This is a genomic window from Roseococcus thiosulfatophilus, assembly GCF_017311575.1.
Taxonomy (GTDB): Bacteria; Pseudomonadota; Alphaproteobacteria; order Acetobacterales; family Acetobacteraceae; genus Roseococcus; species Roseococcus thiosulfatophilus.
The window spans coordinates 33,940-53,253 of the sequence record NZ_JAFFQY010000002.1 but is presented as its reverse complement, the minus strand read 5'-3'; the positions used below and the strand labels follow the sequence as shown (position 1 = coordinate 53,253).

Here is a 19,314-nt window from a genome sequence, read left to right as displayed (position 1 = left end):
CGCCGCCCAGAAGGCCGCGCCCGCCGCGGCCTTCAGCCGCACCAACCCCCAAGGAGCCCCCACCATGCCCACCGTGACCACCCGCGACGGCGTCGAGATCTTCTACAAGGACTGGGGCCCGCGCGACGCGCAGCCCATCATGTTCCATCACGGCTGGCCGCTGTCGTCCGACGACTGGGACGCGCAGCTGCTGTTCTTCCTGCACAATGGCTATCGCGTCGTCGCGCATGACCGGCGCGGCCATGGCCGCTCGGCGCAGGTCTCCGACGGCCACGACATGGACCACTACGCGGCGGATGCCTTCGCCGTGGCGGAGCATCTCGACCTGCGCAACGCGGTGCATGTCGGCCACTCCACCGGCGGCGGCGAGGTCGCGCGCTATGTGGCGAAGCATGGCGAGCCGGCCGGGCGCGTCGCCAAGGCCGTGCTGGTGGCGGCCATCCCGCCGATCATGCTCAAGACCGATGCCTATCCCGGCGGGCTGCCGATGGAGGTGTTCGACGGCCTCCGCAACGGGCTGGCGGCCAATCGCGCGCAGTTCTTCCGGGACGTGCCCGCGGGGCCGTTCTTCGGCTTCAATCGCCCCGGCGCCACGGTGCATGAGGGCATGATCCAGAACTGGTGGCGCCAGGGCATGATGGGCAGCGCCAAGGCCCATTACGAGGGCATCAAGGCCTTCTCGGAGACGGACCAGACCGCGGATTTGAAGGCCATCACCGTGCCGACGCTGGTGATGCACGGCGAGGACGACCAGATCGTGCCGATCGACAGCTCGGCCCGGATCGCGGTCAAGCTGCTGAAGAACGGCACGCTGAAGGCCTATCCGGGCTTCTCGCACGGGATGCTGACGGTGAACGCCGAGGTGCTGAACCGCGACCTGCTCGCCTTCGTGCGCGATGCGGCCTGACCCGACAGGGAGCGGGATCATCGGCGCCGTACCCATCCGCGGCGCCGAAGCGTCTCCACCTCCCGATCGAGAGGCGGTTCCGCCTCTCCGAGGCCGCCGCCGGCCATCGCCATGTCGAGGACGACAAGATCCTCGGCCGCGTTCCGCGGATCCCCTGATGTTCGAGGAGCGCGTGCATGACACTCCATATCGCCTCACTCGCCGCCGGGCTGCTCGTCGGCGTGGTCTACAGCCTGCTCAACGTGCGCTCACCGGCGCCGCCCGTGGTGGCCCTGGTCGGCCTGCTGGGCATCCTGATCGGCGAGCAGATCGTCCCGGTCGCGCGCAACCTGATGAAGGGCGAGTCGCTGCGTGCCGCCATCGGCCTGGCCGAGTGCTCGCACCACGTGCTCGGGCAGCTCCCGGGACGCCATGCGCGGCCGGACGTGCCCCCGCGGCACGCGCCCCTGGATTGATCGGAGCAGGCGGTCGCGCACCCCCCGCCGGACTTCCACCGAAGGAGAGTGACCATGAAGGTCCTGATGGTTCTGACGTCGCATGACGAACTCGGCGACACGGGCCGCAAGACGGGCTTCTGGCTCGAGGAGCTCGCGGCCCCCTACTACGTCTTCAAGGATGCCGGCTTCGAGATCGTGCTGGCGTCGCCCAAGGGCGGCCAGCCGCCGCTCGACCCGAAGAGCAACGAGCCCGGCTTCCAGACCGAGGACACTCGCCGCTTCGAGGCGGATCCGGAGGCAGGCAAGGCGCTGGCGAACACCGTGAAGCTGGCGGAGGTGGACCAGGGGGGCTTCGACACGGTCTTCTATCCGGGTGGCCATGGCCCGATGTGGGACTTGGCCGAAAGCCCGGTTTCGGCCGCCTTGATCGAGGGCTTCCTGGCGGCGAAGAAGCCGGTCGCGCTGGTCTGCCACGCGCCGGCGGCGCTGCGCCATGTGAAGACCCCGGAGGGCCGCCTGCTGATCGAAGGCAGGAAGGTGGCCGGCTTCACCAATGCCGAGGAAGAAGCCGTCGGCCTGACCAGGGTAGTGCCGTTCCTTCTCGAAGATGATCTGAAGGCGAAGGGCGGCCTCTATTCCAGCGGCCCGGATTGGGCCCCGCATGTCGTGCAGGACGGCCTGCTGATCACCGGCCAGAACCCGGCCTCCTCGGCCGGCGCCGCCCGGCTGGCTCTCGAGGCGCTCAAGACGAAGGCATGATGGACGGCCGCGCCTTGGGGACCGGTGCCGAGGTGGCGCGCGGAATCTCCGATGCGCGGGTGCGAGCGAGATGCGCCGTGTTCCTCCGCCGCCACCTCATCACCGGCCCCGGCGCGGCCGTCGCGACCGGATCATTCCGCCATCCCCTGGAGGCTTAGACCGTGCCGGAGACTTCCGAACCCGATCTTGTCCTGTTCAACGGCCGGATCACGACGCTCGACCCCTCGAACCCGCAGGCCCAGGCCGTCGCGATCGGCGAAGGGAAGATCCTTCTCGCGGGCGACGAGGCCGAGGCGATGGCGCTGGCCGGGCCGCGCACGCGGCGGGTGGACCTCGGCGGGCGGCGGGTCATTCCTGGCCTGATTGACAGCCACACGCACCTGATCCGCGGCGGCCTCAACTACAACCTGGAACTGCGATGGGACGGCGTGCCCTCGCTGTCCGACGGCATGGCGATGCTGCGCCGCCAGGCGCAGGCGACGCCGCCGCCGCATTGGGTGCGCGTCGTGGGCGGCTTCACCGAGCACCAGTTCGCCGAGAAACGCCTGCCCACGCTCGACGAGCTGAACGCCGCGGCGCCCGACACGCCCGTGTTCATCCTGCACCTCTATGACCGCGCCCTGCTCAACCAGGCCGCCCTGCGCGCGGTCGGCTACACGAAGGACACGCCGAACCCACCCGGCGGGGAAATCCAGCGCGACGCGGCCGGCAATCCGACCGGCCTGCTGCTCGCCAAGCCCAACGCGATGATCCTCTACGCGACGCTGGCCCGCGGCCCGAAGCTCGATCCCGACGCGCAGCGCAACTCGACGCGCCACTTCATGCGGGAGTTGAACCGCCTCGGCGTCACCAGCGTCATCGATGCCGGCGGCGGCTTCCAGAACTATCCGGACGACTACGCCATCATCCGCGCGCTGCACGCCGATGGCGAGCTGACGCTGCGCATCGCCTACAACCTCTTCACCCAGAAGGCCGGCGAGGAGCTGGAGGATTTCTCCCGTTGGGGCCGGATGGTCAGCCCGGGCCAGGGCGACGACAGCCTCCGCCACAATGGCGCCGGTGAGATGCTAGTCTTCTCCGCCGCCGACTTCGAGGATTTCCGCCAGCCCCGCCCCGACCTGCCGGAGAGCATGGAAGGCCAGCTCGAAGCCGTGGTGCGCAAGCTGGTGGAGAACCGCTGGCCCTGGCGCCTGCACGCCACCTATGACGAGACGATCACCCGCGCGCTCGACGTGTTCGAGAAGGTCAACCGCGACCAGCCCATCGGTGGCCTGCACTGGATCTTCGACCACGCGGAGACGATCAGCGACCGCAACATAGACCGCGTGGCGGCACTCGGCGGCGGCATCGCCGTGCAGCACCGCCTGGCCTTTCAGGGCGAGGACTTCGCCGCCCGCTATGGCACCGAAGCGGCCGAGCGCGCGCCGCCGATCCGGCGCATGATGGCCGCCGGCGTGCCGGTCGGGGCGGGGACGGATGCCACGCGCGTCGCCACCTACAACCCGTGGGTGAGCCTCGCCTGGCTGGTCACCGGCCGCACGGTGGGCGGGCTGCGGACGCGCCCGCCCGCCAACCGGCTGGACCGGGAGGAGGCGCTGCGCCTCTGGACCGAGGCCAACACCTGGTTCTCGACCGAGGACGGCAAGAAGGGCCGGATCGCGCCCGGGCAACTGGCCGACCTCGCCGTGCTCTCGGATGACTATTTCAGCGTGCCCGAGGACGAGATCACCCACCTCGAGGCGGTGCTGACGATCCTCGGCGGCAAGGTGGTGTATGGCGCCGGCGGCTTCGCGCCGCTGGCGCCGCCCCCGCCGCCCGTGCTGCCCGACTGGTCGCCCGTTCGCACCTTCGGCGGCTATCAGCGCCGCGCCGAGGGCATGCGGCGGAGCTTCGTGGCCGAGCGCGTCAACGCCGATGCGGCCTGCGGCTGCGGCAGCGCCTGCGGTGTCCACGGCCACGCCCATGCCTGGGCACGGCTGGAGGCCCCGGTGCGCGACCAGCAGGGGTTCTGGGGGGCGCTGGGCTGCGCCTGCTGGGCGGTGTGAGATGAGCGCACGCCTCCCCAACCCGTCCGGGAGCGCGCTGGCGCCGCTGCGCCACCGCGTCTTCGCCGTGCTGTGGACCGCCACGGTCATCGGCAATGTCGGCACCTGGATGCGCGATGTCGCCTCGGGCTGGCTGATGACCTCGCTGGCGCCCTCGCCGGTGATGGTGGCGCTGGTGCAGGCCGCGGGCACGCTGCCGGTCTTCCTGCTGGCCCTGCCGGCCGGCGCCCTGGCGGACCTGCTGGATCGGCGGCGGCTGCTGATCGGGGTGCAGATGCTGCTTGGTTTCGTGTCGCTGGCCCTGGCCGTCTTCACGCTGCTCGGCGTCATGACGCCGTGGCTGCTGATCATGCTCGTGCTCATGGGCGGGGTCGGCGCGGCGCTGGCGGCGCCGGCCTGGCAATCCTCGGTGCCCGAGATGGTGCCGCGCGCCGATCTCGGCGCGGCGGTGGCGCTGAACTCCATGGGCATCAATGTCAGCCGCGCCATCGGTCCGGTCCTGGGCGGGCTGATCCTCGCGACGCTCGGCGTGGCCGCGACCTATGCGGTGGATGCGCTGAGCTACGTCATCGTCATCGCGGCACTGCTCTGGTGGCGTCGGCAGGCGCCGGTGGTCGAGGGTCCGCGCGAGACGCTGCCGGGCGCCATGCGCGCGGGGCTGCGCTACGCGGCGAACTCCGCGCCGCTGCGCCGCGTGCTGCTGCGCTCGGCCGTGTTCTTCCTCTTCGGCGCCGCGCATTGGGCGCTGCTGCCGCTGCTGGCGCGCCATGTGCTGGGCGGCGGGCCCGCGCTCTATGGCGTGATGCTGGCCGCGATCGGCGCCGGCGCCGTGGGCGGCGCGCTGGCGCTGCCCTGGCTGCGACAGCGCCTGGGCGGTGCGGAAGGCCTGCTGCTGGCCGGCGCGCTGGGCAGCGCCGCGGCCCAGGCGGGTCTCGCGGTGATTCCCTCCGAAGCCGCCGCCGTGCTGCTGTGTCTGCTGGCCGGCGCCGCCTGGATCGCGGTGCTGACCACCGTCAACACCACGGCCCAGGCCGTCCTGCCCAACTGGGTGCGCGCGCGCGGGCTTGCGCTGTATCTCACGGTCTTCGCCGGCGGGATGACGCTCGGCAGCCTCGCCTGGGGGCAGGTGGCGAGCTTCACCAGCGTCCCCACGGCCCTGCTGCTGGCCGCGGCCCTTGGCACCGCGGCGGCGTTCGCCATGCGGCGCCTGCCGCTGCCCGCAGGAACCGAGAGCCTCGATCCGTCCCACCACTGGGCGGCGCCGGAGGCCCTGATGCCCATGGCGCCGGAGCGAGGCCCGGTCGCCGTGCAGATCGTCTATCAGGTGGCGCCGGAGCGCCAGGCCGCCTTCCGGGCCGCGATCGCGCCGCTGGGCGCCACGCGCCGGCGGGATGGCGCGCTGGCCTGGGCGGTCTTCGCCGATACCGAGGCACCCGATCGCGTCGTGGAATGGTTCGTCGTCGCGAGCTGGGCGGAGCATCTGCGCCAGCATCACCGGGTCACCGTCGCCGACCAGGCGCTGCAGGCGACGGTGACGGCGCTGCATGAGGGCACGGAACCGCCCCGCGTCACGCACCTGATCGCGCTATAGCTGCGCGAGGGTGACGAACATGACGAAGGAAACCACGATGCAGCTTCACGGAATCCACCACCTCACCGCCGTGTCCGCCGATGCGCGCGGCAACCACGACTTCTACACCCGCGTGCTCGGCATGCGGCTGGTGAAGAAGACCGTGAACCAGGACGACACCAGCGCCTACCACCTGTTCTACGCGGATGGCGCGGCCAGCCCCGGCACCGACCTCACCTTCTTCGACTGGCCGGTGGGGCGGGAGCGTCGCGGCACCCACGCCATCGTGCGGACGGCGCTGCGCGTGGCTGGGCGGCCCGCGCTGGAATACTGGGCCGCGCGCCTCGCCGAGCACGACGTCACGCAGCAGCCGCTGCGCGAGGTGGACGGCCGGCTCCAGCTCGAATTCGAGGACCCCGAGGGCCAGCGGCTGACGCTGCTCGACGATGGCGGCGCCGGCCCCTTCCACCCCTGGGCGCGCAGCCCCGTGCCCCAGGCGCACCAGGTCCGTGGCCTCGGGCCGATCACCCTCAGCGTGCCCGACCTCGCCCCCTCCGATGCCTTCCTCACCCATGTCATGGCCATGCGCCCGGCGCGGCGCTACGCGGCGGCGGATGCGCCCGCCGTCCCGGTCCATGTCTATGAGATGGGCGAGGGCGGCCCGGCGGCGGAACTGCATGTGCGGGTGGAGCCGGGCCTGCCCCAGGCGGCACCTGGGGCAGGGGGCGTCCATCACGTCGCCTTCCGCGTGCGCGACGAGGAATACGATGGCTGGGTCGAGCGTCTGCAACGGCTGCGCATCCCCTCGAGCGGGCCGGTGGACCGCTTCTACTTCCGCAGCCTCTACACGCGCGAACCCAACGGCATCCTCTACGAGATCGCCACCGACGGCCCGGGCTTCGCCACCGACGAACCGCTGGAGGCGCTGGGCGAACGCCTCTCCCTCCCGCCCTTCCTGGAACCGCGGCGCGCCGCGATCGAGCGCGGCCTGAAGCCGCTCTGAGGCGCTCCACGAGGCCGGCCCGCCGGCAAGGCGCGCGAAGCCGGAGGGGCGGGTTCCGCTGATCAGTCTCTACCCTGGATATGATGGGAACACGACACCATGCCCACGCTCTACTACGCCCCCGGCGCCTGCTCCCTGGCGCCGCACATCGTCCTCGAATGGATCGGCGCGCCCTATGAGGCCGTCAGGGTCCGGCATGGGTCTGAGGAACTGCTCGCCGTCAATCCGGCCGGCGCGGTGCCGACGCTTCGCGAGGATGACGGCTGGCTGCTGACGCAGTGCGCCGCGATCCTCGATTACCTGGCGAACAAGCACCCGGAGGCCAGGCTGTCCGGGGGCGACACGCCGCGCGCCAGGGCCGAGGCGCATCGCTGGTCGGCTTTCCTCACCTCGGATGTTCACGCGGCCTTCTGGCCGGTCTTCATGCCCTTCCGCTACACGACGAATGAGAGCGAGGCGGCCCGGCGCGCCGTCGTCGAGGCGGGGCACAAGCTGGTCGCGAAGCCCTTCGACCTGTTGAACCGACACCTCGACGGGCGCGAGCATATCCTCGACGGGGGCCTCTCGGTGATCGACGCCTACGCCTTCCCGATGATCCGCTGGGCCCGGAAGATGCTGCCCGGAGGGCTGGCGCCATACCCGCACGTGCAGGCGCTGCATGACCGGCTGGCGGACGACCCCGCCGTGCGGGCGGTGCTTGCCCGCGAGGCGGGCAAGTGACGGCCAGCGGCATTCATCACGTCACGGGAATCACCGCCGGCGTGCAGGCGAATGTGGATTTCTACGCGGGCTTCCTGGGCCTCCGCCTCGTGAAGCGGACAGGCGGCTACGCCGATGCCGAGCAGCTGCACCTGGTCTACGGGGACGCCCTGGGCAGTCCCGGATCGCTGCTGACCTTCCTGGTGTGGGAGGCCGCCGGCCGCGGGCGCACCGGCATCGGGCAGGTGTCGGAAGTGGCACTCGCCATCCCGCCGGGGGCGCTTGGGGACTGGCTGACCAGGGCCCTCGCCGCCGGCATTCCGGTGGAGGGGCCGTCCCGCGAATTCGGCGAGCCCGTTCTACGGCTGAAGGATCCCGACGGCCTGATCGTGAAGCTCGTCGGCGCCGACCTGCCGACGCCCGCGCCGCTTCCGGACGCCCCCACCCGGTTGCGGGGCGTCACCCTGCTGACGGACAAGGCGGACGCCACCGCGGGGTTCGTGGCACGGTTCGGCTACACCGCCGGGCCGCGCGAAGGGCGGACGCAGCGCATGGTCTCCGACACGGATGCCGTGGATGTCCGGGAAGTGTCGGGATTCGTGCCCTCCGTTGCCGGCGCCGGAGTGCCGGACCACGTGGCGTTCCGGGCGGCCGATGCCGGGGAGCTCCGGTCCATGCGGCGCTCGCTCCAGGCGCACGGGCCGACCGAGGTGCATGACCGCAAGTATTTCCTGTCCCTCTATGTGCGCGACCCGGCCGGCATCCTCATCGAGCATGCGACCGATGGGCCCGGCATGACCGTGGACGAAGAGCCTGACGCGCTGGGCCGGACGCTCTTCCTGCCGCCGGGCGAAGCGGCCCGCGCCGAGGATCTGAAGGCCATGCTCCCCCAGTTCGCCCTGCCCGGCGAGGAGCGGTGGCCCGTCCGCGATCTTCCTTTCATTCACCGCTTCAACCGGCCGCCGGACCCGGACGGCACGACCCTGGTCCTGCTGCATGGCACCGGCGGCAATGAAACGGACATGATGCCTTTGGCGCGCCGCGCGGCGCCGCATGCGACGCTGCTGGGCGTGCGCGGCCGCGCGACCGAGGAGGGCAGCCATCGCTGGTTCCGCCGGTTCGACGCCGCGCGCTTCGACCAGGCCGACATCCGCGCCGAGGCCGAAGCCTTCGCCGCCTTCATGGAGGGCGCCGTGACCGGCTACGGGCTCGACCCGGACCGGCTCGTCTTCGTCGGCTATTCCAACGGCGCCAATTTCCTGGCCGCCGTGATGCAGCTTCATCCCGCCATCCTGCGCCGCGCGGTCCTGATGCGTGCCATCCAGCCCCTGGAAGCGCCCCCGGCCGCGGACCTCTCAGGGGTGCGGTTGCTCATGCTGGATGGGCGCGACGACCCCTTCGTCCCGGCCACGCCCACGCTCGCGGGCGACCTGGCCGCGCGTGGCGCCACGGTGGACGCCGTGATGCTTCCGGCCGGCCATGAACCGACCGCCGCCGATGTCGAGGAGGCGGCACGATGGCTCCGGCGGAGCCTTTCGGAGGCAGAACCCAATGGCTGATGCCAGCCTGGGACACATGATCGGTCCTGCGGTCGTTCTCATGGGGGCGGCCGTCATCGCCGTTCCGCTGTTCCAGCGCCTGGGCCTTGGTTCGGTGCTGGGCTACTTCGCCGCCGGGTTGCTGGTCGGCCCCTCGGTGCTGGGGCTGATCACCGGCGCGCAGTCCATCCTGCATTTCTCCGAACTCGGCGTGGTGATGTTCCTGTTCGTGATCGGACTGGAACTTCGCCCGCTCAAGCTATGGGCGATGCGAGGCCAGATCTTCGGACTGGCCCTCGTCCAGGTCTTCACCGCCTCCGCCGTGCTCACCCTGGCGGGCCTGATGCTCTTCAACCTGCCCGCCACGGTCGCCTTCATCGCCGGCGCCGGCTTCGTCCTGTCATCGACGGCCGTCATCATGTCGGTGCTGCAGGACCGAGGTGAGATGTCGACCGCCGAGGGGCAAAAGTCGGTCGCGATCCTCCTCTTCGAGGATCTGATGATCGTGCCGCTCCTGGCGGTCGTCGCCTTCATGTCCCCGCTGGCTCAGGGGCAGTCGGGATGGATCGGCATCCTCGTGGCGCTCGCCGCGCTGCTGGCGCTGCTGGCCGTGGGGCGCTGGGGGCTGAACCCGTTCTTCTCGCTGCTGGCGCGGTCCCGCACGCGCGAGGTTCTCACCGCCGGGGCGCTGCTCGTGGTTCTGGGTTCGGCCCTTCTCATGGAAGCCGCGGGCCTGTCCATGGCGATGGGCGCCTTCGTGGCCGGCGTGATGCTGTCCGGTTCGAGTTATCGCCACCAGATCGAAAGCGACATCGAACCGTTCCGCGGCCTGCTGATGGGCCTGTTCTTCCTCGCCGTGGGCATGTCGCTCGATCTCTCCATCGTCGCGGCCGAGTGGCCGCTCCTGCTGTCCATTCTGGTCGTGTTCATGGCGGCGAAGGGCGGCGTCATCTACGCGGTCGCCCGGCTGTTCCGCAGCGCCAACCAGGCCGCGCTGCGCCGCACGACCATGTTCCTGCAGGGCGGAGAGTTCGCGTTCGTCCTCTATGCGGCGGCGGCTTCGGGCGGGGTGATCGATGCGCGCGAGAACGCCCTGTTCGCCACCGTCGTGATCCTGTCCATGGGCCTGACCCCGCTGCTGATGCTGGCGACCGATCGGCTGCTGCGCACCGAAACCTCGATGGACGGGATCGATCCCGCCCGCGACCTGAAGGGGCGCATCCTGCTCATCGGCTTCGGGCCGTTCAGCCAGATGGCGTCGCAGGCGCCGCTGTCCAGGGGGATCGAACTCGCCGTCATCGACACCAACCCCGATCGCATCCGCGAGGCGGACCAGTATGGGTTCAAGGTCTTCTTCGGCGACGGCTCGCGGCTCGACACCTTGCGCCACTCAGGCGCGGGCGAGGCCGACGCGATCATGATCTGCGTGGACGATCCGAAGGCGGCCCTGCGGATCGTGGAGCTGGCGCAGCACGAGTTCCCGCAGGCGAAACTGCTTGTTCGCAGCCGTGATCGGGGCAACGCCCGGGTTCTGATCCAGGCGGGCGTCGATTACCAGATACGGGAGACCGTGGAATCCGCCTATCGGATGGGCGCGGAAAGCTTGCGCGCACTGGGTTTCGGCCACCTCGACGTCGAGGAAGCCGTCGATGACATACGGCGGCGGGACCAGGCGCGCCTGGCCGCGCAGGCGCAGGGGGGTGACATGTCGGGACGGGAAACGCTGCATATCCGCCCCGCATCGCCGAGCTGAACGGAACCGCCCCCGGTTTGTCGGAGCTCCAGCCCACGGGAGGTTGGAGCGAGGACGGGCAAGAGGACGAACAGGTTTTCGCCTGAGGTCTACGAGCCCGCCTTGCGCGGATGGTGCTCCCCGGGATCGAACATCGTGATGCCGCCATGGGCCTCCGCCGCCGGCACCTCGTCCTGCAGCACGTCCCAATGCTCGGCCAGCCGGCCATCCTGGACCCGGAAGATGTCCACCACGATCTGCGGCGCCTCCGCCCAGCCGCGAATGCGGCCGTGGATGGCGACGAGATCGCCTTCGGCCAACATCAGGCCAGGCTCGTAGTGGACATCCTCGGACAGGCCGGCGACGAGCGCCCGCAAGGCGTCGCGGCCCTGCGGAATGCCCGGATTGTGCTGGATATAGTCCGCGGCGTAGAGGCGCTCGACGGCCGATGCGTCATGCCGCTGGAACAGGGAGGTCATCGCGTCCAGCACCAGCGCCTTGTTGCGCCGCGGACGATCATCCGAAACGCGATCCGCGGGCCGCGTGACCACGAAGCTTCCGCTCATCCGCAGGAATGATCCATCGGGCAGGGTCGCGAAGGAATGGACCAGGCCACGATCATGGTCCTGGACATTCGTGACCGTCGCACCGTCCTTCTCCCGCCAGCTGACGGCGAAGATGCCATTGCCGAGCGGGATGACCTGAATCTCAACCGTTTCCGTCCGGGCGAAGGGCCCTTCCTTGATCTCAAACCGCAGCCGCGTGGCCGAGAGCAGCGCCAGGCTGACGGCGAATTCCGGGTAGGAGACGTCCATCTCCAGCCCGACAGGGAATTGATCCAGGGACATCGCGCACCTTCTGGGTTCTGGAGTGGGGTGCCGCGCGGCGGGGCGCCGCCGGATGGGGATGACGAGGCGTGGAGCGGCCCGTCATCCCCGTGCGGATCAGCCGGCCGCGCTCGGCACCGGCGTGTTGAGCAGCTGCTGCTCCCACAGATAGGCGATGCCGCTGCCGGCCAGGTGCTGGAGGACGACATCGTTCAGCGCCGTGGCGGTCTCGGCCCGCGCCCAGTCGCGCTGCCATTCCGAGGCGAGCGCCACCCAGGTCATCATGTTGATGCCCGCGCCGATCATCCGCTGGATGGCCACCTCATGCCCCTCCTTGGTGATGCCGCCGGAGGCGTCGGTGATCACCGTCACGTCCCAGCCCTCGCCCGCGGCCTGGATGGCCGGCATCGCCACGCAGATCTCGGTCCAGAGCCCGGCGATGACCAGCTGCTTGCGCCCGGTCGCCTTGACCACATCCACCACCGCCGGGTCCTGCCAGGTGTTGATGAAGGTCCGGTCAATGACCTTCTGTTCGGGAAAGACGTCGGTGATCTGGGGGAAGATGCGGCCGCCGCGGTCCTCGACCACGCTGGTCAGGATGGTGGGGACGCCGAAGACCTTCGCCGCCTTCGTCAGGCCCGCCGCGTTGTTCACGACCATGTGCTTGTCGTGGCTGCCCAGGTTCGACAGCTGGTAGGGCTGGTGGTCGATCATCACCAGAACGGAATCTTCCGGGCGAAGAAGCGAAGCAAGGCCGTTGCGAAATGCCATGACACTGTCCTTTGTTGCCAACATTCGCGAAGCGGGACGCAGGCGCCTTCGCCAGGGTCCCTTCCGCATGGGCCGGACAGTGAAGAAGCGGTGCGGGGCGGAACAATTGTCTGATGGTATGGTGCGCGTTGGACATGCGGCTAGCGCGGGCACGCCCGACACCCTGTCGCGTCGCGCGGTGAAGCGCCGGTTGACATCACGGCCTCCCCCCTCGTGGCCGCCCGACCCTGGGGGCCCACATGCCGGCCCAGCGCCCCGCCCGGCACGGGAGGACGTCGCGAGCCCGGCGGCATCCTCCAGCACGGCGACGACCCGGCCTAAGCCTGGGGTGGCCTCCGCTGTCCCGCCTTCCCGATCCGACCGAGATGCGTGAACGAAAAGCCTTCCGGTGACTTGAGGCCGTAGCCGAGCAGCCGGTCGAAGCCCGCATGCGCCATGCACAGCGCCCCCACGGTCACCAGTATCGGCGTCGCGGCGACCAGCCCGAGGGCGAGGAAGGCCGCGCCGAACGCATAGATGTGGACGGCGTTGTAGAGAAAGGCACCGACCCTGGCCCCCCAGGCGTATCCAACGATGCTCAGATCCGGTGCGAAGAAGATGAGCAGGGCCGCCCACCACGGCAAAGCCTCGGCCTGGTGCAGATGGATCGCCAAGCCACAGAGCAGGACAAGGCCGCCCTCGGCCCGTTGCCAGTTGATTGCCGGGATCATCGTGCACCTGTGGAACTTCGAGGGATCATGCCCCGCGGGCTGCTTCCGCCACCGCTGGACGGTTGGCGCAGGCAGGCCCGGCCGAAGGCGAGGGGCGCGGTATCGCCCACCAGTTTCCCCCGGAGCGCGCTGCCGGTCCACTCCGGCGTGGCGGCCTCCGGCCGATGCCGGACACCGATCGCGGCGCCCCTTCCTTCAGCCCCGCCGCGCCGCTTCGATCCTGGCCACGTCTATCTTCCGCATGGTCATCATGGCGGCGAAGGCGCGGCCCGCCTCGGCGCCGCCGGCGGCGAGCGCCTCGGTCAGCACGCGCGGGGTGATCTGCCAGGAGAGCCCCCAGCGGTCTTTGCACCAGCCGCAGTCGCTCTCCTGGCCGCCATTCCCGACGATGGCGTCCCAGTACCGGTCGGTCTCCGCTTGGTCGTCGGTCGCGATCTGGAAGGAGAAGGCCTCGCTGTGCCGGAAGGCGGGCCCGCCATTCAGCCCGATGCAGGCAACGCCGCAGACCGTGAACGCCACCACCAGCGCGTCACCCGCCTTGCCGGACGGGAAGTCGGCCGGCGCGCGAAACACCGCGCCGACCGCGCTGTCGGGGAAGGTGGCGGCGTAGAAGCGGGCGGCCTCCTCGGCATCGCCGTTGAACCAGAGGCAGATGGTGTTCTTGGCCGTCATGCCGGCGAACCCGTCTCGAGGACCGCCCACTTGATCCCGAAGGGGTCTTCCAGCAGCCCCCAGTCATCGCCCCAGAACTGCTGCTCATAGGGGGCGAGGACGGCGCAGCCCGCCGCCACCGCCCGGTCCCACCAGGCACGGCCATCGGCCACGACGAGCTGCAGGTGGCCGAAGCCGTAGGAGGGCGCGGTGCCGCCGCCATGGTCGGTCATCATCAGCGTCCCGCCATTGATGACGAGCTGGGCGTGCATCAGGCCCGGCGCCCCATCGGGCATCGGCAAGCGCTCGATGCGGTCGGCCGCGAAGGCGCGGGCGTAGAACTCGCACGCCTCCGCCGCGCGGCCGGCCATGGCGAGATAGGGGATGACGCCTTGCATGAGCCTGGCATCGGGGCGGACGGGGGCGTCGGTCATGGGTTCCTCCGGTGTCTGGTGGCGGCTGGGGGCGCTCTGGCCTTCCGCGATAAACTTTGATATCAAAACAATGCGCCCATGGCAAACACCGAGATGCTCCCCCCCGCGACCGTCCATCACATCCGCGACACCTGCCTCTGCCTGGCCACGCAGCGCGCCGCGCGGGCCCTGGCCCGGCGGTTCGACGCGGCGCTCCGGCCGTTCGGGCTGACCAACGGACAATTTTCGCTGCTGGTGGCGCTGAACCGCCCGGAGCCGCCGCCGATCGGGCGGCTCGCGCCCTTCCTGGCCATGGACCCCTCGACGCTCACGGCCGCGGTGAAGCCGCTCGAACGCCGCGGCCTGCTCCAGTTGGTCCCGGACGCCCAGGACCGGCGCTCACGCCGCGTGCGGATCACGGCCGAAGGGGTGGCGCTGCTGCAAAGGGCGATCCCGGCCTGGGGCGCCGCCCACGCCGCGCTGGACGAGGCGCTCGGCCAGCCCGCGGCGGAGGCGCTGCGGCAGGGGCTGGCCCGGCTGTGACGGCCCGCCCGGCCGCTTCGTGATTGCATCCCGGCTCACCCGGGGGCCAGGATGACCTCCATGGAGACGCCCGACGCCTTCGCGCTGATCCGCCACAGGCCCTCCGGGCGGACCCGCCATCTCCTCGCCGCCATCACCGGCTACCGGGAGACGCGCCCGGCCAGCCACCGGCAGCGCGAGACGGCGGGGCTCGTCGTGCCGCTCATCTTCAGCCTGGGCACGCCCTTCCGCATCGCCCTCGGCCGGGAAGCCGGCGAAGGGGATGGCATGGGCAGCTTCGTGGCGGGCCTCTATGCGGGCCCGGTGGACATCCGCTCGGACGGCGGGGCCGAATGCGTGCAGGTGGATTTCACGCCGCTCGGCGCCTATCGCTGCCTCGGCGGCGCGATCCCCCAGCTGTCCCAGCGCATGGTGGATCTCGGCGACGTGTTCGGCGCGCCGGGGCGGCGCCTGCTGGAGCGCCTTCGCGCGACGCCGTCCTGGCGCGACAGGTTCGACCTGGTGGAGGGCTTCGTCGCCGCGCGCGACGCCTTCGCCCCTTCGCCCGGGATCGCCTTCGCCTATCGTCGCCTGGCCGAAAGCGCCGGCAGCCTCGGCATCGGCGCGCTGGCCGCGGAGATCGGCTGGAGCCGCACCCATTTCGCCGGCCGGTTCCGCGCCGAGATCGGGCTGGGGCCCAAGCGGGTGGCGCGCATGATGCGCTTCCAGCACGCCTGTGCCCTGGCCCAGGGGGAGGGCGGCGCGGCGCGGTGCGGAAGCTGGGCCGAGATCGCCGTGGCCTGCGCCTATGCCGACCAGGCCCACCTGATCCGGGATTTCGTCGAGCTGGCCGGCGAGGCGCCAGGTGCCTGGGCGCGGCGCGTCGCCCTGCGCGACCCGCGCCTCGCGCGGCCCGCCGATCTCGCCTTCGGCTGACAAATCTTCAAGCCGGCCGGCCCGGCGGTGGCGATGCTGCGCGCGACACCCCTGGAAAGGAACCACCCATGCCGTCGCGCAGCCATGAACCGCCCTGCATCTTCCCCACCCTGCGTTGCGGGGACGCCGAGGCCATGATCGCCTGGCTGAAGCAGCACATCGGCTTCACCGAGCACGCCGTGCACCGCGACAACGGGATCGTCGCGCATGCCGAGCTCGCCCTCGGCGCGTCCATCCTCATGCTGGGGCAGGACCGCGACGATGCCTATGGCCGGCTGGTCGGCGAGCGGTCCGGCCGGCGCACCGATGCGCTCTACGTCGCCATCGCCGACCCGGATGCGCTGCATGCCAGGCTGCGGGCGGCGGGCGCGACCATCGAAACGCCCCTGCGCGACACGAACTATGGCAGCCGCGAATTCGCCTGCCGCGACCCGGAGGGCAATCTCTGGTCCTTCGGCACCTATTGGCCGACCCCGCGCGGCGACGGCGAGGCGTGAGCCGAGCCGCCCTCGGGCGGAGGGGGTGATCGGCCCCAGGAGGCGGCGGGTTCCACGAATGCGGCGCGTCCGCCGCCCCGATGGCGGCGAGGGGGATGATCTTCTCCCCCGCGTCTCGCCACGTCGCTCGACGCCAGTGACGAAAGCCCTCCCGCGGGCGGCGACGCCGGCGCTCCTGGCTCGCGCCCCCGCGGATAGTTTTCCATTCAGCTAGCTATCTTGACGCGGGGGATGCGGCGGCAATAGATAGCCGAATGGATAACCTTGATTCGATTTTCCACGGGCTCGCCGATCCCACGCGCCGCGCGGTGATCGCGCGCCTGGCGGCGGGTCCGGCGCCCGTCTCCGAACTGGCCGCGCCGCACGGCATGGCGCTGCCGAGTTTCCTCAAGCACCTCAAGGTGCTGGAGGCGGGCGGCTGGATCGAATCCGCGAAGGCCGGGCGCATCCGCACATGTCGCCTCAAGCCGGAAGCGGCGAGGGCCGCCGAAGGCTGGCTGGGCCAGCAGCGGCTGCTCTGGGAGGCGCGTCTCGACCGCCTCGATGCCTTTCTCGCCACCCTGAATGACAAAGGACAGAATGATGATGCCTGACCCCGAACTTGACCTCGTGCTCGAGCGAGTGGTCGCCGCCAGCCCCGCCCAGCTCTGGCGGGCGTGGACGGAGCCCCATTTGCTGAAGCAATGGTTCGCGCCCAAGCCCTGGACGGTGGCGCGCGTTTCGATAGAGCCGCGCGCCGGCGGAATCTTCTCGGTCGTGATGGCCTCGCCGGAAGGCGCGGAGATGGACGAGACGCCTGGCTGCGTCCTCCTGGCGGAGCCCCAGCGGCGCCTCGTCTGGACCGATGCCCTCGGCCCCGACTTCCGGCCGAATGCCGAGACCTTCATCACCGCCGATATCACCATGGAGGCGGTGAGGGGCGGCACGCGGTACCAGGCGCTGGTGCGTCACAAATCCAGCGCGGACCGCCGGAAGCATGAGGAGATGGGCTTCTTCGACGGCTGGGGCACCTGCCTCGACCAGCTCGAAGCCTTGGCCGGGGCGCTCTGACGCTGGCCAGGGCGATCAGGCAGGGCGGACTGACTGCCCAGCCCAGCCATGGCCGCGAAGGAAAGCGTGGCGGAGGAAAACGGTTCGGCTGAGCGGAGCGCGGCCGCACCGGCGCGATGGGTTGGCGGGCGGCATCGCGCGGAAGGAAGTGGTGCGGCTGGGCGGAGCGCAGCCGAACCGGCGCGATGGGTTGGCGGGCGGCATCGCGCGGAAGGAAGTGGTGCGGCTGAGCGGGGCGCAGCCGAACCGGCGCGATGGGTTGGCGGGCGGCATCGCGCGGAAGGAAATGGTGCCCAGGGCCGGAATCGAACCAGCGACACTGCGATTTTCAGTCGCATGCTCTACCAACTGAGCTACCTGGGCGCCGTTGGTCGCGGGGTGATAGCCAAGTGCCGAGGGGCTGTCCACCCTCACCCGCGCGGGTTTTCGTCCTCATCGGCCTCGATGGCGGGAATGGCGTAGCCGCCGGTGAACCACCGCCCCAGATCCACCTGGCGGCACCGTTCCGAGCAGAAGCTGGCGCGCCGTTGCCCGGCCTCGCGCGGAGCCGGGATGGGGCGGCGGCAGATGGGGCAGGGGCGGGGGTCAGGCATCGGTCACCTCGGCTGTGGCGGCCTCGCGCAGCGTCAGCGCATGGCGGGCGGCTTCGGCATATTCCTCCAACGCGCCCGGCAGGGCGCGCAGGGCGGCCAGCACCGGGGCGGGGGCGTGCAGCGCCATCCGCCGCGCGGGGGCGGCGGCGGCCTCCCGCGCCGCCTGGCGCAGCAGGGCGAGGCCGTGGGCGAGCGCACGGTCGGCCAGCACCTCGTGCAAGGGCGGGTGGATTCGTGTCCGCCGCATCTCGAACAGGCCGAGCGGCCCGAGGCCCAGGTATTGCACCAGCGGGTCAGCCCCCAGCGCCGCGCGCAGGGCTGGCTCCAGCCCCGCCCGCTGCCGTGCCGTCAGCCCCGCCACGTCGAGCAGGATGGGCCCCGCCAGGTCGCGCAGCCGCATCTGCCGGGCGAATTCCGGGATGGCCCGGGCATTCACCGCGGCGGGGTCCGCGCCACCCGAATCCACATCCACCGCCGTCAGCGCCGGCAGGGGCGAGATGATGAGCCGCCCGCCGCCGTCCAGCACCACCTCCGGGCCGTGCAGCGCCTCGATCTCCGCTTCCAGCGCATCGTCGAAGGGGGGCGCGAGGGCGGCACGCGCGCCCAGCAGCGGGCGCAGCCGGGCCAGCTCGGCGGGGCTGTCCGCCAGCACGCGGGCTTCCGGGAATTGCGCGGCCCAGCGCAGCGCCTGGTCGGGGCCGCGCGCCAGGACGCCCTCGCCGGGCAGGTCCGGCACGCGGGCCGAGACGCGCGCCCCCTTGCCGCCCTGGGCGGCGCGGAGGATGCGAAGCGCGAGGCGCGTGCCCTCGGGCGGCAGGCGGCGCCCCTCGGTCTCATTGGCCGGCAGGAAGCCCGTGTCGCCGCCCGGCAACTCCACGAAGGCGCCGGAAAGCGCGGGCATCACCGCCACGACGCGCCCGCGCACCACATCGCCCACGCCATCGGGGCGGGCCGGGCGTTCCAGGCGGAAGCCCTCCAGCCGGCCGTCCCGCAGCAGCGCCACCCGGCGTTCGCCGGGCGCGCGGCTGACGCGAATTTCGATCAGGGGCGCAGCCATCCGCAGCCGCGCAGGAGCTGGGCGGTCTCGAACAGGGGCAGACCCACCACGTTGGAATGGCTGCCCGAGAGGAAGCGCACGAACATCTCGGCCCGGCCCTGGATCGCATAGCCGCCGGCCTTGCCCTGCCATTCGCTGGTCTCGACATAGGCGTTGATCTGCTGGTCGGTCAGGCGCTGGAAGGCGAGGGTGGTGCTGACCAGGCGCTGCCGCAGCGCGCCATCGGGCAGGCGCAGCGCGACCCCCGTGTGCACCTGGTGCCGCCGCCCGGAGAGGAGGGTGAGGAAGCGCCGGGCTTCCTCGGCATCGGCGGGCTTGCCCAGGATGCGGCGGCCCACGCCCACCACCGTGTCGGCGGCGAGGATCATGGCGCCGGGGGCCTCCACGGCGCGGGCCTTCATTTCGGCCAGGCGGCGGGCGAGCAGGCGGGGCAGCTCGGCCTTCAGCGGCGTCTCGTCCACATCGGCCGGGGCCACGCGGTCCGGCACCACGCCGATGCGCGCCAGCAGCTCCAGGCGGCGGGGGCTGGCGGAGGCGAGGAGGAGGGGGGTGTCAGGCATCAGCACATCCAGCCAGCGCTACAACCGGCATCACGCG

The 19,314-nt window shown here is 71.2% G+C and carries 22 protein-coding genes and 1 tRNA gene; 14 read left to right on the top strand and 9 right to left on the bottom strand.

The genetic code is table 11. From position 1 onward, the window contains the following. Positions 1-64: 64 nt before the first annotated feature. The 9 genes from JTN19_RS01125 (at position 65) to JTN19_RS01085 (ending at position 10,711) form a co-directional block, all read left to right on the top strand. Entirely contained in the window at positions 65-907 is an 843-nt protein-coding gene (locus JTN19_RS01125) for an alpha/beta fold hydrolase (protein WP_206929296.1), read from the top strand. 176 nt (positions 908-1,083) lie between these two features. Further along, positions 1,084-1,362, top strand: coding sequence for a XapX domain-containing protein (locus JTN19_RS01120; protein ID WP_206929294.1), 279 nt, complete (start codon positions 1,084-1,086; stop codon positions 1,360-1,362). A 54-nt stretch (positions 1,363-1,416) separates the two neighbouring features. Further along, positions 1,417-2,103, top strand: coding sequence for a type 1 glutamine amidotransferase domain-containing protein (locus JTN19_RS01115; protein WP_206929292.1), 687 nt, complete (start codon positions 1,417-1,419; stop codon positions 2,101-2,103). 161 nt (positions 2,104-2,264) lie between these two features. Further along, on the top strand, positions 2,265-4,148 hold the full coding sequence (locus JTN19_RS01110; protein WP_206929290.1) for an amidohydrolase family protein: 1,884 nt from the start codon (positions 2,265-2,267) through the stop codon (positions 4,146-4,148). 1 nt (position 4,149) lies between these two features. Next, the gene (locus JTN19_RS01105) at positions 4,150-5,739 is read left to right on the top strand and encodes an MFS transporter (protein WP_206929287.1); all 1,590 of its coding nucleotides are present in this window, start codon (positions 4,150-4,152) and stop codon (positions 5,737-5,739) included. 19 nt (positions 5,740-5,758) lie between these two features. Further along, complete coding sequence (locus tag JTN19_RS01100; RefSeq protein ID WP_242530752.1) at positions 5,759-6,721, top strand: ring-cleaving dioxygenase; 963 nt, start codon at positions 5,759-5,761, stop codon at positions 6,719-6,721. Between the two features lie 99 nt (positions 6,722-6,820). Continuing rightward, positions 6,821-7,441 carry a glutathione S-transferase family protein gene (locus JTN19_RS01095; protein ID WP_206929285.1) on the top strand — a complete coding sequence of 207 codons (621 nt, stop codon included), beginning with the start codon at positions 6,821-6,823 and terminating at the stop codon, positions 7,439-7,441. After that, complete coding sequence (locus JTN19_RS01090; protein ID WP_206929283.1) at positions 7,438-8,979, top strand: VOC family protein; 1,542 nt, start codon at positions 7,438-7,440, stop codon at positions 8,977-8,979. The genes JTN19_RS01095 and JTN19_RS01090 overlap by 4 nt, the downstream gene beginning before the upstream one ends. After that, a complete protein-coding gene (locus tag JTN19_RS01085; protein WP_206929273.1) occupies positions 8,972-10,711 on the top strand; it encodes a monovalent cation:proton antiporter-2 (CPA2) family protein in 1,740 nt (579 codons plus the stop codon). The genes JTN19_RS01090 and JTN19_RS01085 overlap by 8 nt, the downstream gene beginning before the upstream one ends. Positions 10,712-10,800: 89 nt before the next feature. Here JTN19_RS01085 and JTN19_RS01080 read toward each other — a convergent pair whose 3' ends face one another. The 5 genes from JTN19_RS01080 to JTN19_RS01060 all read right to left on the bottom strand — a co-directional run bounded on the left by JTN19_RS01080 (position 10,801) and on the right by JTN19_RS01060 (position 14,083). Next, positions 10,801-11,538, bottom strand: a complete 738-nt coding sequence (locus JTN19_RS01080; RefSeq protein WP_206929264.1) for a nuclear transport factor 2 family protein — start codon at positions 11,536-11,538, stop codon at positions 10,801-10,803. A gap of 96 nt (positions 11,539-11,634) precedes the next feature. After that, a complete protein-coding gene (locus tag JTN19_RS01075) occupies positions 11,635-12,231 on the bottom strand; it encodes a hydrolase (RefSeq protein ID WP_242530757.1) in 597 nt (198 codons plus the stop codon). A 374-nt stretch (positions 12,232-12,605) separates the two neighbouring features. After that, complete coding sequence (locus JTN19_RS01070) at positions 12,606-12,998, bottom strand: DUF4260 domain-containing protein (protein ID WP_206929260.1); 393 nt, start codon at positions 12,996-12,998, stop codon at positions 12,606-12,608. Between the two features lie 195 nt (positions 12,999-13,193). Then, positions 13,194-13,670, bottom strand: coding sequence for a VOC family protein (locus JTN19_RS01065; protein WP_206929258.1), 477 nt, complete (start codon positions 13,668-13,670; stop codon positions 13,194-13,196). After that, the gene (locus JTN19_RS01060; RefSeq protein WP_206929256.1) at positions 13,667-14,083 is read right to left on the bottom strand and encodes a VOC family protein; all 417 of its coding nucleotides are present in this window, start codon (positions 14,081-14,083) and stop codon (positions 13,667-13,669) included. Before JTN19_RS01060 ends, JTN19_RS01065 begins: the two co-directional genes overlap by 4 nt. Positions 14,084-14,161: 78 nt before the next feature. Between JTN19_RS01060 and JTN19_RS01055 the strand changes: the two genes are divergently transcribed. The 5 genes from JTN19_RS01055 (at position 14,162) to JTN19_RS01035 (ending at position 17,067) form a co-directional block, all read left to right on the top strand. Continuing rightward, the gene (locus tag JTN19_RS01055; protein WP_206929254.1) at positions 14,162-14,605 is read left to right on the top strand and encodes a MarR family winged helix-turn-helix transcriptional regulator; all 444 of its coding nucleotides are present in this window, start codon (positions 14,162-14,164) and stop codon (positions 14,603-14,605) included. Between the two features lie 60 nt (positions 14,606-14,665). Further along, complete coding sequence (locus tag JTN19_RS01050) at positions 14,666-15,520, top strand: helix-turn-helix domain-containing protein (protein WP_206929251.1); 855 nt, start codon at positions 14,666-14,668, stop codon at positions 15,518-15,520. A 68-nt stretch (positions 15,521-15,588) separates the two neighbouring features. Then, on the top strand, positions 15,589-16,017 hold the full coding sequence (locus JTN19_RS01045; RefSeq protein ID WP_206929249.1) for a VOC family protein: 429 nt from the start codon (positions 15,589-15,591) through the stop codon (positions 16,015-16,017). 254 nt (positions 16,018-16,271) lie between these two features. Continuing rightward, on the top strand, positions 16,272-16,610 hold the full coding sequence (locus JTN19_RS01040; RefSeq protein ID WP_206929239.1) for an ArsR/SmtB family transcription factor: 339 nt from the start codon (positions 16,272-16,274) through the stop codon (positions 16,608-16,610). Beyond that, entirely contained in the window at positions 16,597-17,067 is a 471-nt protein-coding gene (locus tag JTN19_RS01035) for an SRPBCC family protein (RefSeq protein WP_242530751.1), read from the top strand. The genes JTN19_RS01040 and JTN19_RS01035 overlap by 14 nt, the downstream gene beginning before the upstream one ends. 287 nt (positions 17,068-17,354) lie before the next feature. Here JTN19_RS01035 and JTN19_RS01030 read toward each other — a convergent pair. From JTN19_RS01030 to JTN19_RS01015, 4 genes are all read right to left on the bottom strand, one after another. Beyond that, a tRNA-Phe gene (locus JTN19_RS01030) sits at positions 17,355-17,430 on the bottom strand. Positions 17,431-17,477: 47 nt separating this feature from the next. After that, on the bottom strand, positions 17,478-17,660 hold the full coding sequence (locus JTN19_RS01025; RefSeq protein ID WP_206929237.1) for a DNA gyrase inhibitor YacG: 183 nt from the start codon (positions 17,658-17,660) through the stop codon (positions 17,478-17,480). Next, positions 17,653-18,717, bottom strand: a complete 1,065-nt coding sequence (locus JTN19_RS01020) for a ribonuclease E/G (protein ID WP_206929228.1) — start codon at positions 18,715-18,717, stop codon at positions 17,653-17,655. The genes JTN19_RS01025 and JTN19_RS01020 overlap by 8 nt, the downstream gene beginning before the upstream one ends. Then, entirely contained in the window at positions 18,702-19,277 is a 576-nt protein-coding gene (locus JTN19_RS01015) for a Maf family protein (RefSeq protein WP_206929227.1), read from the bottom strand. The genes JTN19_RS01020 and JTN19_RS01015 overlap by 16 nt, the downstream gene beginning before the upstream one ends. Positions 19,278-19,314: the final 37 nt, after the last annotated feature.